The organism is Pseudomonas sp. Seg1, from assembly GCF_018326005.1.
Taxonomy (GTDB): Bacteria; Pseudomonadota; Gammaproteobacteria; order Pseudomonadales; family Pseudomonadaceae; genus Aquipseudomonas.
Genome location: NZ_AP021903.1, coordinates 4545996 through 4565127, shown reverse-complemented (window position 1 = coordinate 4565127; position 19132 = coordinate 4545996). Strand labels below are relative to the sequence as shown.

Genomic DNA, 19132 nt, shown 5'->3' with positions numbered 1-19132 from the left:
TTGAATGATAATGATTGTCAATTGAGAAAGAGAACTAATGCGTCAAATCGGTGCGATGTGAGAACTGCGACACGCCGCCGCACCCCGGCCCCATTGGCGATCCAGCCTGCGGACTAATTATTTCAAGACGTCATCCGTTCTCATTGGTGAATGGTTCCGGCTGCAGAGCCCCGGCCAGACAGCATTCCCATGCCTTGCGCGGTCGGCGTAGACCGCGTCCTGCATGCGCTCCACGCCCCTGGATGGGCGTGACGCAGCACCCCGATTCCACTAGCAAGCCGAATTCAGGCAGGAAACCAAATGACCGACGCGTTCGAACTCCCCAGCACCCTGGTCCAAGCCCTCCAGCGCCGCGCGGCCCTGACCCCGGACCGGCTGGCCTTGCGTTTTCTTGCCGAGAACGCAGAGCAGGCTGTGGTACTCAGCTATCGCGAACTGGATCAGCGAGCGCGCACTATCGCCGCCGCGTTGCAGGCCGAAGCCGAATTCGGAGATCGCGCGGTTTTACTGTTCCCCAGCGGTCCGGACTACGTCGCGGCATTCTTCGGTTGCCTGTATGCGGGCGTGATTGCGGTGCCGGCTTATCCGCCGGAATCGGCGCGCCGTCATCACCAGGAGCGTCTGCTGTCGATCATCGCCGACGCCGAACCGCGCCTGCTGCTGACCAGTGCCGACCTGCGCGATGCGTTGCAGCAGATCGAAGGCGCGCCGCCGCTGTTGTGCGTCGACACCCTCGACAACGCACTGGCCGAGCGTTGGATTGAACCGAGCCTGCCGGCAGAGCACATTGCCTTCCTGCAATACACCTCCGGCTCCACCGCGTTGCCCAAAGGCGTGCAGGTCAGCCACGGCAATCTGGTCGCCAACGAACTGCTGATCCGCCACGGCTTCGGCATCGACGTAAACCCGGATGACGTGATCGTCAGCTGGCTGCCGCTGTACCACGACATGGGTTTGATCGGCGGCCTGCTGCAACCGATTTTCAGCGGCGTGCCGTGCATTCTCATGTCGCCGGCGTACTTCCTTGGCCGGCCGTTGCGCTGGCTCGAAGCGATCAGCCAATACGGCGGCACCATCAGTGGCGGGCCGGATTTCGCTTATCGCTTGTGCAGCGAACGGGTCAGCGAGTCGGCCATGGAGCGTCTCGACCTGAGCCGCTGGCGCGTGGCGTATTCCGGCTCGGAGCCGATTCGTCTGGATACCAATGAGCGTTTCGCCGAAAAATTCGCCGCGTGTGGCTTCAGCGCAGACAGTTTCATGGCGTCCTACGGTTTGGCCGAGGCCACGTTGTTCGTCGCCGGCACGCCACGCGGCAAGGGCATTCCAGCCCTGCGCGTGGACGATCAGGCGCTGGCGCAGAACCGCGCCGAACCCGGCGACGGCAGCCCGATCATGAGTTGCGGCATCAGCCAGCCAGATCACGCGGTGCTGATCGTCGAGCCCGGCAGTCTTGCCGAACTCGCCGACAACGCTGTCGGCGAAGTCTGGGCCAGCGGGCCGAGCATCGCCCTCGGTTACTGGCGCAACCCCGAAGCCAGCGCCAAGACCTTCGTCCAGCACGCCGGCCGTACCTGGCTGCGCACTGGCGACCTGGGGTTCATGCGCGAGGGTGAACTGTTCATCACTGGCCGCCTGAAAGACATGCTCATCGTGCGCGGCCACAACCTGTATCCGCAGGACATCGAGAAGACAGTCGAGAACGAAGTGGAGGTGGTGCGCAAGGGTCGCGTCGCCGCGTTCGCCGTCACTCAAAACGGCGAAGAGGGCATCGGCATCGCTGCGGAAATCAGCCGCAGCGTGCAGAAAATCCTTGCGCCCGAAGCGTTGATCAAAGCCATCCGTCAGGCAGTCGCCGAGGCATATCAGGAAGCACCGAGCGTCGTGGTGCTGCTCAACCCGGGCGCGTTGCCGAAGACGTCCAGCGGCAAACTGCAGCGTTCGGCCTGCCGCAATCGCCTGGCCGACGGCAGCCTCGACAGCTACGCGGTGTTCCCGAGTGCAGAAGCCACAAGCACCGAGTCGACCCTTGAAGCCTCCGAGCTCGAAGCACTGATTGCGAGGATCTGGGCCGAGCAACTCAACGTCAAACAAGTCAACGCCGACGATCACTTCTTCCTGCTCGGCGGCAACTCGATCGCCGCCACGCAAGTGATCGCCCGGGTGCGTGAAGAACTCGCTCTGGAGTTGAGCCTGCGCCTGCTGTTCGAGGCTCCGACCCTGTCTGCATTCGCCGCTGCGGTGGCGCAACAGCAACAGGATGGCGGCACTGCCCAAGGTGACATCAAAGCGTTGTCGCGCGCGCAAGCGCTGCCGCAATCGCTGGCGCAAAACCGCTTGTGGATCACTTGGCAACTCGACCCGCAGAGCAGCGCGTACAACATTCCCGGCGGCCTGCGTCTGCGTGGCGAACTGGACGAAGACGCCGTGCGCGGCAGCTTCCAGCAACTGATCGAGCGCCACGAATCCCTGCGTACGCGCTTCGTCGAACGCGACGGCGTGGCCCTGCAACAGATCGACGCGGCGGCTGAATTCAACCTGCAACTGATCGACATCAGCGACCTGCCGGCCCATGAACGTGAAGCCCGCGCCCAGCAGATTCGCGAGGACGAAGCACGCACCCAGTTCGACCTGGAAAAAGGCCCGTTGCTGTGGGTGACGCTGATTCGCCTCGACGACGAAGATCACCAGTTGCTGGTGACGATGCACCACATCATCGCTGACGGCTGGTCGCTGAACGTATTGATCGACGAGTTCTCGCGCCTGTACGCCGCAGCCTCCCAGGGGCAGCGCGCCGAACTCGCAGCGTTGCCAACCCAGTACGCCGACTACGGCAGTTGGCAGCGCCAATGGCTGGCGCAAGGCGAGGGCGAGCGACAACTGGCGTACTGGAAAGCGCAGTTGGGCGAGGAGCATCCGACGCTGGAGCTGGCCACCGATCATCCGCGTGCTGCCCAGCAAAATCATAGCGCCGCACGCCACAGCGTACGTCTGAGCGTCAGCCTCAGCGAAGCGATCCGCAACACCGCGCAGGCGCATCAAGCCACGCCGTTCATGCTGTTGCTCTCGGCGTTGCAGAGCCTGTTGCACCGCTATAGCGGTCAGCGCGATATCCGCATCGGCGTGCCGAATGCCAACCGTCCGCGCCTGGAAACCCAGGGCCTGATCGGCTTCTTCATCAACACCCAGGTGCTGCGTGCCGACGTCGATGCTCGCCTGCCCTTTGTCGAGCTGCTTGCCCAGACGCGTCAATCCGCACTCGGCGCCCAGGCCAATCAGGACCTGCCGTTCGAACAATTGCTCGAAGCGTTCCCGCAGGCTCGCGAACAGGGTCTGTTCCAGGTCATGTTCAACCACCAGCAACGTGACCTGAGTGCGCTCAAGCGCCTGCCGGGTCTGCTCGCCGAAGAACTGCCGTGGCACAGCCGCGAGGCCAAGTTCGACTTGCAATTGCACAGCGAGGAGGATCGCAACGGTCGCTTGACCCTGTCCTTCGACTACGCCGATGAGCTTTTTGATGGAGCGACCATCGAGCGTCTGGCCGAACATTTCAGCAACCTGCTGCGCGATATTTGCGAGCAACCGCAACGTGCCATCGGCGATCTGCAAATACTCACCGCCATCGAGCACGATCAGCAGAAAGACTGGAGCGTCGCCCCGTGCGCGAAAGCTGAGCAATGGCTGCCGGAGCTGCTCAACGAACAAGTCCGCCAGACCCCGGAGCGCACCGCGCTGGTGTGGGCGGGTGGCAGTCTCGATTTCGCGGAATTGCATGCTCAAGCCAACCGTCTCGCGCATTACCTGCGCGACAAAGGCGTCGGCCCGGATGTCTGTGTGGCCATCGCCGCCGAGCGTTCGCCGCAACTGTTGATCGGTTTGCTGGCGATCATCAAGGCCGGTGGCGCTTACGTGCCGCTCGATCCGGATTACCCGGCCGATCGCCTGGCCTTCATGCTCAGCGATAGCGGCGTCGAACTGCTGCTGACCCAGACCGAATTGCTCGAGCGCTTGCCGGCCAGTGAAGGCGTCAGCGTTATCGCCCTGGACGCGCTGCACCTGGAAAACTGGCCAAGCCAGGCGCCGGGTTTGCACCTGCACGGCGACAACCTCGCCTACGTGATTTACACCTCCGGCTCCACCGGCCAGCCGAAAGGCGTCGGCAACACCCACGCGGCACTGGCCGAGCGTTTGCAATGGATGCAGAACGCTTACCGCCTCGATGAAACCGATGTGCTGATGCAAAAGGCGCCGATCAGTTTCGACGTGTCGGTGTGGGAATGCTTCTGGCCGCTGATCACTGGCGCGCGTCTGTTGATTGCCGGTCCCGGTGAGCACCGTGATCCGCATCGCATCGCACAACTGGTTCAGCAATACGGCGTGACCACGCTGCACTTCGTGCCGCCACTGCTTTCGTTGTTCGTCGACGAGCCGCTGAGTGCCGAATGCACCAGCCTGCGCCGGGTTTTCTCCGGCGGCGAAGCCTTGCCCGCAGAGTTGCGTAACCGGGTACTGGCACAACTGCCGCGGGTGCAACTGCACAACCGTTACGGCCCGACCGAAACCGCGATCAACGTTACCCACTGGCATTGCACAACGGCCGATGGCGAGCGTTCGCCGATTGGCCGACCGCTGGGCAACGTGGTTTGCCGCATTCTCGACGCTGATCTCAACCCCGTGCCGGCCGGCGTACCGGGTGAGTTGTGCATCAGCGGCATCGGTCTGGCCCGGGGTTACCTCGGTCGCCCGGCGCTGACCGCCGAACGTTTCGTCGTCGATCCATTGGGCGAGCAGGGCGAGCGCTTGTACCGTACCGGCGACCGCGCACGCTGGACAGCCGACGGCGTAATCGAATATCTCGGTCGTCTCGATCAGCAGGTCAAGCTGCGTGGCTTCCGCGTCGAACCGGAGGAAATCGAAGCGCGTCTGCTCGCTCAAAACGGCGTCGCCCAAGCCGTGGTGCTGGTGCGCGAAACCGCTGCCGGCGCCCAGTTGATCGGCTACTTCACCGCGACCGATGCCAGCGAAGATCAGGACGCGCAGATCACTCGCCTGAAAACCGCACTGGCCGCCGAGCTACCGGAATACATGGTCCCGGCGCAACTGATGCGTTTGCACGAAATGCCCCTGAGCCCCAGCGGTAAACTCGATCGTCGCGCCTTGCCCGAACCGCAATGGCAAGTGCGTGAACACGTCGAACCAGTGACTGAACTTGAGCAGCAGATCGCCGCGATCTGGCGCGAAGTGCTGGGCCTGACGCAAGTCGGCCTGCGCGACGATTTCTTTGCCCTCGGCGGGCACTCGCTGCTGGCCACGCAAATCATCTCCCGCAGCCGTCAGGCCTGCGACGTCGAACTGCCGCTGCGCGCCTTGTTCGAACACAGCGAACTGGGTGATTTCGCCGAGCAGATCCGTCTGATCCAGGCCAGCGGCCGCACCAATAAACAGCCGCCGATTGAAAAAGTCGACCGCAGCAAACCGGTGCCGCTGTCTTATTCGCAACAGCGCATGTGGTTCCTCTGGCAGATGGAGCCGGACAGCCCGGCGTACAACGTCGGCGGCATGGCGCGCTTGCGTGGCGTGTTGCATGTCGAGCGTTTCGAGGCGGCGCTGCAAGCGCTGATCCTGCGTCACGAAACCCTGCGCACCACGTTCCCGAGCGTCGACGGCGTTGCCCGTCAGCAGGTGCATGCCGAGACTGGTGTGCGCATGGACTGGAAGGATTTCTCGAAACTGCCGGCCGATCAGCGTGAGCAAAACGTCCAGCAACTGGCCGATGCAGAAGCGCACCTGCCATTCGATCTGGAAACCGGTCCGCTGCTGCGCGCCTGTCTGGTCAAGACTGCCGAGCATGAGCATTACTTTGTCCTGACCCTGCATCACATCGTCACCGAAGGCTGGGCGATGGACATCTTCGCCCGTGAACTCAGCGCGCTCTATGAAGCCTTTGTCGACGACCGCGATTCGCCGCTGGAACCGTTGCCGGTGCAGTACCTCGACTACAGCGTCTGGCAGCGCAACTGGCTGGAATCCGGCGAGCGTCAACGTCAACTCGACTACTGGGCCGCGCAACTCGGTCGCGAACATCCGCTGCTGGAATTGCCGGGCGACCGTCCGCGTCCGCCGGTGCAAAGCCATCAGGGCGAACTGTTCCGTTTCGACCTCAGCGACGATCTCGCCGCCCGCGTTCGTGCGTTCAACGCGCAAAATGGTCTGACCTTGTTCATGACCATGACCGCCGCACTCGCGACCTTGCTTTACCGCTACAGTGGCCAGACCGATCTGCGCATCGGCGCGCCAGTAGCCAACCGGATCCGTCCGGAAAGTGAAGGGCTGATCGGTGCGTTCCTCAATACCCAGGTGCTGCGTTGCCAACTCGACGGGATGATGTCGGTTGGTGAATTGTTCAAGCAGGTACGTCACACGGTTATCGAAGGCCAGTCTCACCAGGATCTGCCGTTCGATCATCTGGTTGAAGCCTTGCAGCCACCGCGCAGTGCCGCGTACAACCCGTTGTTCCAAGTGATGTGCAACGTGCAGCGCTGGGAGTTCCAGCAGAGCCGCATGCTCGCTGGCATGACCGTCGAATACCTGGCCAACGATGCGCGGGCGACCAAGTTCGACCTCAACCTGGAAGTCACCGACCTCGACCATCGCCTCGGTTGCTGCCTGACTTACAGCACCGATCTGTTCGACGAACCGACCATCGCCCGCATGGCCAGACATTGGCGCAATCTGCTCGAAGCCCTGATCGCCGATCCGCAGCAGCGCCTCAGCGAACTGCCGCTGCTCGATGCGCCAGAGCAACAACAACTGCTCGACAGCCTCGGCGTCGAACCGGGCGAGCATCGTCTCGATCAGTGCATTCATCACCTGTTTGCCGAGCAAGCACTGATGCGCAAAGATGCACCGGCCCTGACGTTCTCCGGCCAGACCCTGAGCTACGCCGAACTCGACGCCCGCGCCAATCGTCTGGCCTGGGCTCTGCGTCAGCGTGGCGTCGGCCCGCAAGTGCGGGTCGGACTGGCGCTGGAGCGTTCGCTGGAAATGGTTATCGGCCTGTTGGCGATTCTCAAGGCCGGTGGCGCCTATGTGCCGCTGGACCCGGAATACCCGCTCGACCGTCTGCATTACATGATCGAAGACAGCCGCATCGGTCTGCTGCTCAGTGATCGCGCAATGTTCAAAGCGCTTGGAGACTTGCCGGCAAGCGTGGCGCGCTGGTGCCTGGAGGATGACAGCGCGACACTGGCCGATCACCCAGCCACTGAGCTGCCGTTTATCAGCCTGCCGCAGCATCAGGCCTACCTGATTTACACCTCGGGTTCGACCGGCAAACCGAAAGGCGTGGTGGTCTCCCACGGCGAAATCGCCATGCACTGCCAGGCCGTGATCGAGCGTTTCGGCATGCGCCCGGACGACTGCGAACTGCACTTCTATTCGATCAACTTCGATGCCGCGACAGAACGTCTGTTGGTGCCTTTGCTCAGCGGTGCGCAGGTTGTGTTGCGTGCGCAAGGGCAGTGGGACGCGGAAGAAATCTGCGGTTTGATCCGCAACCATCGAATCAATGTGCTCGGCTTCACCCCGAGCTACGGCAGCCAGTTGGCGCAGTTCCTCGCGACGCAAAACGAAATCCTGCCAGTGCGGATGATCATCACCGGCGGCGAAGCGCTGACCGGCGAACATCTGCATCGGATTCGTGCAGCCTTCAAGCCAAGCCTGTTCTTCAACGCCTACGGTCCGACCGAAACCGTGGTCATGCCGCTGGCCAGTCTGGCCCCGGAAGTGTTGGAAGAGGGCGCCGGCAGCGTGCCGATCGGCAGCGTGATCGGCGACCGCGTGGCGTACATTCTCGACGCCGACCTGGCGCTGGTCCCGCAAGGTGCGACCGGTGAATTGTTCGTTGGCGGCGCCGGTCTGGCGCAGGCCTACCACGACCGTCCGGGCATTACCGCCGAGCGTTTTGTCGCTGACCCGTTCGCCACCGATGGCGGGCGCATGTACCGCACCGGCGACCTGGTGCGCCAGCGTGCCGATGGCCTGGTGGAATACCTGGGGCGGATCGACCATCAGGTGAAAATCCGTGGCTTCCGTATCGAGTTGGGCGAAATCGAAACTCGTTTGCTCGATCACGCTTCAATCCGCGAAGCCGCGGTGCTGGCGCTGGATGCGCCGAGCGGCAAACAACTGGTCGGCTATTTGGTGACTGAGGTTGCCGAGCAGAATGAAGCCAAACAGGCTGAATTGCGCGAAGCGCTGAAGTCGCACCTCAAGAGCCAATTGCCGGATTACATGGTGCCGACGCACCTGATCCTGCTGGCGAGCATGCCGCTGACCGCCAACGGCAAACTCGACCGCCGCGCCTTGCCGGCGCCGGATCCGGAGCTCAATCGTCAGGATTACGTGGCACCGAGCAACGAGCTGGAGCAGACCCTGGCACAGATCTGGTGCGAAGTGCTCAACATCGAGCAGGTCGGCCTCAACGACAATTTCTTCGAACTCGGTGGCGATTCGATTCTGTCGATTCAAGTGGTCAGCCGGGCGCGGCAGCAGGGTATTCATTTCAGCCCGCGTGACCTGTTCCAGCATCAGACGGTGCAGACCCTGGCGGCGGTGGCGAGCCGCAGCGAACAAGTAACGGCCGAGCAAGGACGGGTTGCGGGTGAGTCGCGTCTGACGCCGATCCAGCACTGGTTCTTCGACACTGAAATCCCTGAGCGCCAGCACTGGAATCAGGCGTTGTTGCTGGAGCCGACCGTGGCGCTGGAGCCGCATCGTCTGGAGCAAGCGCTGCTGGCCGTGATTGAACAGCACGACGCCTTGCGTCTGCGCTTCAGCGAGGTCGGCGGAGCATGGCAAGCGACGCATCAACCGCTGTCCGATGCGCCCGTGTTGTGGCAAGTGCGCGTGACCTCGATGGACAAGTGCGAGGCGCTGTTTGCCGATGCCCAACGCAGTCTCGATCTGGAAAACGGCCCGCTGCTGCGTGCCTTGCTGGTCGATGGTCCTGAAGCTCAAAAACGTCTGTTCATCGCCATCCACCACTTGGTGGTCGACGGTGTGTCGTGGCGGGTCTTGCTCGATGATTTGCAAACGGTGTATCGCCAGCTCGACGCCGAACAATCGGTGAAACTGCCGGCGAAAACCAGTGCCTTCAAGGACTGGGCGGCGCGTTTGCAGGCATACGCCGGCAGCGAATCCTTGCGTGAAGAGCTGAGCTGGTGGCAGACGCAACTGGCCGGTCCGAACGCTGATCTGCCTTGCGCAAATTCGCAGGGCGGCCAGCAGAACCGTCACGCGCAAACCGTCAGCGTGCGCCTCGATGCCGAGCGCACCCGACAACTGCTGCAACAGGCGCCGAGCGCTTATCGCACCCAGGTCAACGATCTGCTGCTGACGGCGCTGGCCCGCGTGTTGTGCCGCTGGAGCGGCCAGCCATCGGCGCTGATTCAACTGGAAGGTCACGGCCGCGAAACCCTGTTCGACGAGATCGACCTGACCCGCACCGTCGGCTGGTTCACCAGCGCTTATCCACTGCGCCTGACCCCGCACAACATCGAAGAAGCCGCCGGGCAGGGCGCTTCGATCAAGGCGATCAAGGAGCAACTGCGCGCGGTGCCGCACAAAGGTCTGGGCTACGGCGTGCTGCGTTATCTGGCTGATGACCTCAGCCGACACAGCATGGCTGCGCTGCCGCATGCGCCGATCACCTTCAACTACCTTGGCCAGTTCGACCAGAGCTTCGGCAGTGATGCGCTGTTCCGTCCGCTCGACGAACCGGTCGGCGCGGCACACGATCCGCAAGCGCCACTGCCAAACGAATTGAGTGTCGACAGTCAGGTTTACAGCGGTGAATTGCTGCTGCGCTGGACCTTCAGCGCCGAGCGTTATGACACGCAGACCATCAATGATCTGGCCGACGCCTACCTCGGTGAATTGCAGAGCTTGATCGAGCATTGCCTGCAAGACACAGCCGGCGGTCTGACGCCGTCGGACTTCCCGCTGGCGAAACTGACTCAGGCGCAACTCGATGCCTTGCCGGTGCCCGCCGCGCACATCGAGGACGTCTATCCGCTGACGCCGATGCAGGAAGGCATGTTGCTGCACACCTTGCTCGAACCGGGCACAGGCTTGTACTACATGCAGGATCGCTACCGCATCAACAGCGAACTCGACCCCGAGCGTTTCGCTCAAGCGTGGCAAGCGGTGGTCGCCCGTCATGAAGCACTGCGTGCCTCGTTCTGCTGGAACGTTGGCGAAGACATGCTGCAAGTGATTCACACGCCGGGTCGCACGCCGATCGAGTATCTCGACTGGAGCAACGTCAGCGAAGCCGAGCAGGAACCGAAACTGCAAGCATTGCTGAAAAGCGAACGTGAGGCCGGTTTCGATCTGCTTAATCAGGCACCGTTCCACCTGCGTCTGATCAAGGTCGGCGCGGCGCGCTACTGGTTCATGATGAGCAACCACCACATCCTTATCGATGCCTGGTGCCGTTCGCTGCTGATGAACGATTTCTTCGAGATCTACACCGCGCTCGGCGAAGGTCGCGAAGCTCAATTGGCCGTACCGCCGCGTTACCGCGATTACATCGGCTGGCTGCAACGCCAGAGCCTGGCCGAGGCGCGTCAGTGGTGGCAGCAGAACCTGCAAGGCTTTGAGCGCACCACGCCGATTCCGAGTGATCGACCGTTCCTGCGTGAACACGCCGGTGAAAGCGGCGGCATGGTCGTCGGCGACCGTTACACCCGACTCAATGTCGAGGACGGCGCCCGTCTGCGCGAACTGGCCCAGGCTCATCAACTGACCATCAACACCTTCGCCCAAGCGGCGTGGGCCTTGGTGCTGCGACGCCTGAGCGGTGATCGCGACGTGCTCTTCGGCGTGACCGTGGCCGGGCGTCCGGTGGAAATGCCGGAGATGCAACGCACCGTCGGCCTGTTCATCAACAGCATTGCGCTGCGGGTGCAGATCCCGGCAGACGATCAGCGCGCCAGTGTGCGGCAGTGGCTCAGTGGATTGCTCGACAGCAACATGCAACTGCGCGAGTACGAATACCTGCCGCTGGTGAACATCCAGGAACAAAGCGAATTGCCGAAAGGCCAGCCGCTGTTCGACAGCCTGTTCGTGTTCGAAAACGCCCCGGTGGAAGTCTCGGTACTGGACCGTGCGCAAAGCCTTAACGCCACCTCGGATTCGGGCCGTACGCATACCAACTTCCCACTGACGGCGGTGTGCTACCCCGGCGATGACCTCGGTCTGCATCTGTCGTATGACCAGCGTTATTTCGACGAATCGACCATCGAGCGCATGCTCGGCGAGTTCAAGCGCCTGTTGCTGGCGCTGGTCGATGGTTTCCATGGCGACATGGCTGACCTGCCTTTGCTGGGCAGCGAGGAACAGGACTTCCTGCTGCACGGTTGCAACCAGAGCGCCCATGATTATCCGCTGGAGAAGAGCTACGTTGCGCTGTTCGAAGCACAGGTTGCAGCGCATCCGCAACGCATCGCGGCCAGTTGCCTCGATCAGCAACTGAGCTATGCCGAGCTGAATCAAAAAGCCAACCGTCTCGGCCATGCGCTGGTTGCGGCCGGGGTGGAGATGGATCAACCGGTGGCGTTGCTGGCCGAGCGTAACCTCGACCTGCTGGGCATGATCATCGGCAGCTTCAAGGCTGGCGCCGGTTACTTGCCGCTCGATCCGGGCCTGCCGAGTCAGCGTCTGCAACGCATCATCGAGCTGAGTCGCACGCCGGTGCTGGTGTGCAGCGAGGCGTGCCGTGACCAGGCGCAGGCGTTGCTCGATGAGTTCAGCTGTGCCAATCGCCCACGCTTGCTGGTGTGGGAAGAGGTTCAAGCGCAGGCCATCTCGATGGAAAATCCGGGTATTCACAGCGGCCCGGACAACCTGGCGTATGTGATCTACACCTCGGGCTCGACCGGCCTGCCGAAAGGCGTGATGGTCGAGCAGCGCGGCATGCTCAATAACCAGTTGAGCAAAGTGCCGTACCTGAATCTGACGGACGCCGATGTGATCGCGCAGACCGCGTCGCAAAGCTTCGACATTTCGGTCTGGCAGTTCCTCGCCGCGCCGCTGTTTGGTGCGCGGGTCGACATCGTGCCGAACGCCATCGCCCACGATCCGCAAGGTCTGCTGGTGCATGTGCAGGCCCAGGGCATCACCGTGCTGGAAAGCGTGCCGTCGCTGATTCAAGGCATGCTGGCCTCGGATCGCCTGAGCCTCGACGGTTTGCGCTGGATGCTGCCGACCGGTGAAGCGATGCCGCCGGAACTGGCGCACCAATGGTTGCTGCGTTACCCGGACATCGGTCTGGTCAACGCGTACGGCCCGGCGGAATGTTCGGATGATGTAGCGTTCTACCGCGTCGACATGGCCTCGACGCGCGGCAGCTATCTGCCGATCGGTACGCCGACCGACAACAACTTGTTGTACTTGCTCGATGGCGCGCTGGAACTGGTGCCGTTGGGGGCCGTGGGTGAGTTGTGTGTGGCCGGTACCGGTGTCGGTCGCGGTTATGTCAGCGATCCGCTGCGCACGGCGCCGGTGTTTGTGCCGAACCCGTTCGGTGCGCCGGGCGAGCGTCTCTATCGCACCGGTGACCTCGCACGTCGCCGTAGCGATGGCGTGCTGGAATACGTCGGTCGGGTCGACCATCAGGTGAAGATTCGCGGTTACCGGATTGAACTGGGTGAAATCGAGGCGCGCCTGCACGAGCAAGCGGAAGTCCGTGATGCCGCGGTCGGTGTTCAGGAGGGCGCCAACGGCAAGCACCTGGTGGGGTATCTGGTCGCCGCTGATTCGGCATTGAATCCAGGTGAACGGCTGGAACGGATCAAGCAGCGCCTGCGCAGCGAATTGCCGGAATACATGGTGCCGCTGCACTGGCTGTGGCTGGATCAGTTGCCGCATAACGCCAACGGCAAACTGGACCGCAAGGCCTTGCCGGTGCTGGAGATCGGTCAGTTGCAGAGCCAGGATTACCTGGCTCCGCGCAACGATCTGGAGCAGACCCTGGCGGGTATCTGGGCCGAGGTGCTGAAAGTCGAGAAAGTCGGTGTGCGCGACAACTTCTTCGAACTGGGCGGGCATTCGCTACTGGCCACGCAGATTGCCTCGCGGGTGCAGAAAACCCTGCAACGCGACGTGCCGCTGCGAGCGATGTTCGAGTGCAGCACGGTGGAAGAACTGGCCGAGTACATCAATGGCCTGGCGGCCAGTGATATCACCGAGGAGAAGGTGGATCGCTTGAATGACCTGATGGCGGAGCTGGAGGGCTTGTAATCTCCAGCGTCTTTTCCGGCCTCATCGCTGGCAAGCCAGCTCCCACAGGGATTGAGTGTGTGCACGAATTTTTTGTTTACCGCTGAACCTGTGGGAGGTAGATCGCTTGAATGACCTGATGGCGGAGCTGGAGGGCTTGTAATCTCTAGCGTCTTTTCCGGCCTCATCGCTGGCAAGCCAGCTCTCACAGGGATTGAGTGTGTGCACAAATTTTTTGTTTACCGCTGAACCTGTGGGAGCTGGCTTGCCAGCGATGGCGTCAGTGCGTTCAACACAATTCAACCGGTACATTCACGTACATTTCCAAGGTTGACGATCCAGAACCGGCAGCTCAGTCTGCCGGTTCTCTTTTTTGTCGCGGGGGTGGTCGATGCCTTTCTTCACGGTGGACGGACAAGCGCTTCATTACATTGATCAAGGCACCGGCCCGGCCGTGCTGCTGGCCGGTAGTTATCTGTGGGATCAGGCCATGTGGGCGCCGCAAATCGCCGAGTTGTCACCGCACTACCGGGTGATTGCGCTGGATCTCTGGGGCCATGGCGAGTCCGCACGCTTGCCGGATGGCACGACATCGCTGAATGACATCGCCCGGCAGGCCGAGGCGTTGCTCGATCATCTGGAGATCGACCAGGTCACTCTGGTCGGCCTGTCGGTCGGCGGCATGTGGGGCGTGCGTCTGGCACTCTCGGCTCCACAGCGGGTCAACGGTCTGCTGTTGATGGACACCTATGTCGGCGTAGAGCCCGAACCCACGCGTCAGTATTACTTCTCGCTGTTCAAGCAAATCGAAGAAAGCGGTGAGATCAGCGAGCAGTTGCTCGACATTGTTGTGCCGATTTTCTTCCGCCCGGGCATTGATCCACAGTCGGCGCTGTATCAGGACTTCCGCGCAAAACTGGCGGGTTATTCCGCCGATCGACTGCGTCAAAGCATCGTGCCGATGGGGCGCATCACGTTTGGCCGTGATGATCTGTTGTCGCGTCTGGGCGAGCTGAATGCGGCCACCACGCTGGTGCTGTGCGGGGATCAGGACAAACCACGACCACCGTCGGAGACACAGGAAATGGCGGAGTTGATTGGCTGTCCGTGGGCATTGGTGCCGGAGGCGGGGCATATCTCCAATCTGGAGAATCCGCAGTTTGTGAATGAGGTATTGCTGAAGTTTTTGGCGGACCGCAACCAATAAACTCTTCAGGCACTGCGGCACGCTGCGATCTCTTGATCTTGCTTTTTACGATTAAAAATCAAAAAATCGCAGCCTCGTTTCACTCGACAGCTCCTGCAGCGGACTTGTGAACGACGATGAAAACTTGTGGGGCTTTGCCCGCAATGATGTTCGTAAAGGATCTGCTGTGAAGCAATTTTACTGGCGGGATCTCAAGGATCTTGAGGAAAACTGGGTCGGCCTGAGCGTTGAGGTCAAACGCTCGAAGTCGAGCAAACCGCCACTGCATTTGCTCAGTGGCAACAATGCTCGAATGAAGTTGATGCTCAATGACGTCCCGTTGTTCTGGGGCACTATCGCCACTTCGTATTACGGCGCGTGGTTGGTGCGCAACCCTCAGCCCATTCAAGTGGATTCGCCATCCGTCCCCGCTATTGGCTCGGCTGACGTTCAGGAACACTTTGTGTTACCTCCCGACCAGCGCATACGCGGCTGGTGTCGCTACTTCATTAACAAGCTGATGGAGAATCAGGCCGATTTTCTCTACCCCGGCCATTGGGTGGCGCGACCAATGTTGCCCCATGCCGGGCGCAGTAAATCCGGCGATGGCTCAAGTGGCTGGTATTTCTCCACACTACCTGATGCATCCAGTCATTTGCCGAACTGGTACGCACGTGGTGAGGGCATTCTCGATAACGTGCAAGCGCAAACCGTGCATTGGCTCGATTGGGATCTGGGCCATATTATCGGCGTGCATGCGGTGGACCCGCTGGCAGGTCGTCTCAAGTGGTGGCGTAAGAAAGCGAGAGAGGGCAGTTTGCCGCCGGTATTGCTGTGGTACGTGGGAGGGTTGTGCTCATACGTGATTATCGATGGGCACTATCGGTTGCAGGCAGCGCTCGATGAGGGTGTCCAACCCACTTTTATTGTCGTGAGCTCCACTGACGCTCGGCAGGTCAAATTGTGCGAAGAGACGCAACAGCGGGTGTTCAGCTCACTGATGATGCAGAACGCGAAAAATCCGGACTTTGATGTACGAACATTGAATCAGGCACTGATCAACACGTTTGACGATCGCCCCTACCATCGCGCGGGCACCCACGCTTGGGCTGGTATTGCGTCAGATCAGCAGTGGGTCGCCGAGGTCACGTCATTCTTGAAGGAACAGGGGGCGGCAGACAATCTGGATGACATCGTCGGCCGATGCGAGTGGTAATGGCTCCCGCACCCGGTGCAGGAGCCCGTGATCTTTACTTAGGCCCGAGAATCTTCGCCAACTTGTCCGGCGAAGGCGCGCCTTGCTGTTGTTGCAGTTCACCCTTGTCATCCATGTAGAAAATCGCCGGCGTCGCCTGCAATTCCAGGTCTTCCATCAACTGCATGTTTACCGCCAGTTTGCTCTGCACCGCTGCTGGAATGTCCTTCAAGGCTTTGAGCGAACTGCCCTTGCCGGCCTTTTCGTGATCTTCCAGGGCTTTGCTCGGATCCTTGGCCGCCAGCAGTGCGGCGGATTTGCCCGGGCTGTCCTCGCGGATGATGCCAACCATGATGTGCCGCAACTGCACCTTGCCGGATTTGACCCAAGGGCGGGCCTGTTCCCAGAACATGTTGCAATACGGGCAGTTAGGATCGCTGAACAGATACACGGTGCGTGGCGCATCCTTATTGCCGTCCTGAATCCAGTTGCTCGCCTCGAACTTGGCCCAGACTTCCTTGGCCAGCGGTGCGTAGACCAGTTTTTGCAACGGCTCGTTGCTCAAGTCTTTGCCGTCGGCGTCGTACAAATTGCCCAGCAGCACGTGTTTACCGTCCGGGGTCAGGTACAGCGCCATGCCGCGGTTCTGGTATTGCGCGGCATAACCGCGCAAACCATCCGGTGCGTCGAACTGGCCGACGATTTTTGCGCCCTTGGCTTCGATCTGCTTGATCGCAGCGGGCAGTTCTTCGGCGGCCTGAACCGACGGCAGTTGCAGCAGGGCAGTGCCCAGGGTCAGCGTCAGCAGGTGGCGGAGGCGGGGCATGGCAGTTTCCTTGCAGAGGTGGCCGGTACGGCAGTCGAATCAGGATTCGGGACGTCGAAGTTTTCCAGGGCGCGGGCCAGGCTCGCGTTGGACAACTCGCCCAGGTGGCTGGCCAACAGGCGACCATCAGGGTTATAGAACAGGGTAGTCGGCAATGCCATGGAACCCACGGCCTGGCCCAGTCGACCGCCGCGATCAAACAACACGTTGTTCAGGCTCAGGCCTTGGGTTTCGAGAAAAGTCGCCACGCTCTGCATGCTTTCGGCCTGGTTGACGAACAGGAAGGTCAGGTCCGGGCGTTGCTGCTGGGCATTTTCCAGTACCGGCATTTCACGCCGGCACGGTGGGCACCAGGTCGCCCAAAGGTTGATCACCAGCGGGCCGCCCTGATAGTCGCTGAGCTTGATCGTCTCCCCGGCAGCGTTGCGCAGGTCGATGTTCGGCAGCCGAGTGCCTTGTTCGTAGATGTTCAGCGACAGCGTCGCCAGCAACCAGAACACCACACCACTGGCCACGCCAAACCCCAACGGCCGACGCAAACCCGGACGACGCCAGCCGCGATACAGGGCGGCGAGCAGCAAGACAATCACCCCCGGCCAGGCGAGAAAACCGCCATCGCGCAGGTCAACGATTTGCCATGGATCATTGCGATAGTGGCTCCAGTACAGAGCGACAAACGCAACGCGGGCGGCGAGCATGCCCAGCAGAAACAGGCTGAACAGCGCCGACTCGGGATTATCGCCGCCGCGTTTGGCCACCCGCCAGCCGACGAAGGTCGCCAGTGCCAATGCACTGATCAGCAGCAGGTGGTTAAGCGCGATGGCAAAGGTGCCGAGGGTGAATGTCAGCATCAGTTGGCGTCTCGGGTGGTGGTCCAGCGTTGCAGAAACGTCTCGGCATCGACTTCACCGGTAATGCGCTGGCTGCGTCGTTCCTCGCCGTTGGCGCCGATCCAGACAAAGCTTGGCGGCCCCGGCACTTTGTAACGGCCGAGCAGTTCACGGCTGGCGGCATTGTCGGCGGTGACATCCAGGCGTAGCAGGCGTACGTCGCTCAACGCCTGCATCACCTGGTCCTTGCCGAACACCTGCTTCTCCATGACTTTGCACGACACGCACCAGTCGGCGTAGTAATCGAGCAGGACCCATTGGCCCTGTGCCTTGGCGGTATCGAGTTCGCGTTGCAGCGCTGCGGGGTCGTTGATCGTGATGAACGCGTCATGACCATTGGGTGCGGTGCTGGCGACACGGCCGCCGCTGTAAACCTGCAACGGCTGATACGGATCGTCGCTGCCGCCCGCCGCACCGATCACCAACAAACTGCCCCATAACCCGAGCAGCAATCCCGTAGCACCGAACAACTGTGCGACACGGCCAAAGCCTTCCGACTGTTTCCAGGCGCAATAAGCCGCGATCAACAGCAGGGCGCCGCACAGACCGAGCCACAACGATGGATCGAGCACCGGGCGCAGCATCAGCAAGGCCGTGGCGAGGAAGAGGAAACCGAACACGCCTTTGAGCAGGTTCATCCACTCGCCGGGTTTTGGCAGGAAGCGATTACCGACGGTCACCAGCAACAACAGCGGCACACCGATGCCGATCCCCAGCGAGAACAGAATCAACCCGCCGTGCAGGGCGTTGCCACTCTGTGCGATGTACAGCAACGCGCCTGCCAGTGGCGCGGTCATGCACGGGCCGACCAACAGGCCCGACAGCGCGCCGAGTACGCCGGCGCCAATCAGGCTGCCGCCGCTGCGACTGCGCGAGGCATGTTCCAGCCGATCTCGCAGCGCCACCGGCAATTGCAATTCAAAGAAGCCGAACATCGGCAACGCCAGCACCACGAACACGGCCGCGAAGGCACCCAGCAGCCACGGATTTTGCAACCACGCCTGAAGATTGGCTCCAAGCAGCGCGGCAATCACGCCCATCGCCGCATAGACCAGCGCCATACAGATCACATAACTGCCAGCCAAGGCGAAACCACGACGAGGCGTCGCGCCACTCCCCACAATCATTCCGGCCAGAATCGGCAGCATCGGCAACGTGCAGGGGGTGAAGGCCAACAGCAGGCCGAGGCCGAAAAACACCAGCAGGCTCCAGCCCAGCGCCCGTTGCTGCAGGCTGCTGGCCAGCGCTTGATCCGGTGCTTCGGCGCCGGCAGCCGGGGTCGCTTTACCGCCCAGGTCAATCACCCGGGTTTGCGGCGGGTAACACAGGCCAGCATCGGCGCAGCCTTGATAACTGACTTTGATCTGACCGGTGGCCGCCGCCGGGATTTTCACTTCCAGGCCTTGGCGATAGACCGGTTGTTCGCCGAAAAACTCGTCGCTGTGGGATTCGCCTTCGGGCAAGGCTGGCTGCTGCTCAGCGGCCAGTCCATCGAATTTCAGGCGTTTCTGATACAGGTAATAACCGTCGGCAATCTGCCAGAACAGCTGATTCTCACCGGACTCCAGACGTTCAGAGGTGAGGACGAACGCCTTATCGACCGGGAAGAATTCCGGTTTCGTTTCGAAAGGATTACTTCCCGCCTGGGCCAGGCCCGAGATCAGCAGAGCAAACAAAAGAAAAAAATGACGCATGGAGGAGCCTTGTCCCTGTGCAAGTGAGATGCAGAATGGGTGGCGGCGATTAACCGATAATTA

General features: G+C 61.5%; 6 protein-coding genes. 3 read left to right on the top strand and 3 right to left on the bottom strand.

The features are described 5' to 3' along the window. The first annotated feature begins 300 nt into the window (after positions 1-300). From KI231_RS20415 to KI231_RS20405, 3 genes are all read left to right on the top strand, one after another. On the top strand, positions 301-13299 hold the full coding sequence (locus KI231_RS20415) for a non-ribosomal peptide synthetase (protein ID WP_213026177.1): 12999 nt from the start codon (positions 301-303) through the stop codon (positions 13297-13299). Positions 13300-13669: 370 nt separating this feature from the next. Next, positions 13670-14485: an alpha/beta fold hydrolase gene (locus KI231_RS20410; protein WP_213026176.1), complete on the top strand. Its 816-nt coding sequence runs from the start codon at positions 13670-13672 to the stop codon at positions 14483-14485. A gap of 106 nt (positions 14486-14591) precedes the next feature. After that, positions 14592-15680: a ParB/Srx family N-terminal domain-containing protein gene (locus KI231_RS20405; protein ID WP_249412066.1), complete on the top strand. Its 1089-nt coding sequence runs from the start codon at positions 14592-14594 to the stop codon at positions 15678-15680. Positions 15681-15714: 34 nt separating this feature from the next. Here KI231_RS20405 and dsbG read toward each other — a convergent pair whose 3' ends face one another. The 3 genes from dsbG to dsbD are packed head-to-tail and all read right to left on the bottom strand — an operon-like array spanning position 15715 to position 19069. Beyond that, positions 15715-16485: a thiol:disulfide interchange protein DsbG gene (dsbG, locus tag KI231_RS20400; RefSeq protein WP_213026175.1), complete on the bottom strand. Its 771-nt coding sequence runs from the start codon at positions 16483-16485 to the stop codon at positions 15715-15717. Continuing rightward, entirely contained in the window at positions 16461-17336 is an 876-nt protein-coding gene (locus KI231_RS20395) for a TlpA disulfide reductase family protein (protein ID WP_103304795.1), read from the bottom strand. Before KI231_RS20395 ends, dsbG begins: the two co-directional genes overlap by 25 nt. Beyond that, positions 17336-19069 (bottom strand): protein-disulfide reductase DsbD, encoded by a 1734-nt coding sequence (dsbD, locus tag KI231_RS20390; protein ID WP_213026174.1) that lies wholly within the window; start codon positions 19067-19069, stop codon positions 17336-17338. Before dsbD ends, KI231_RS20395 begins: the two co-directional genes overlap by 1 nt. Between the last annotated feature and the right edge of the window lie 63 nt (positions 19070-19132).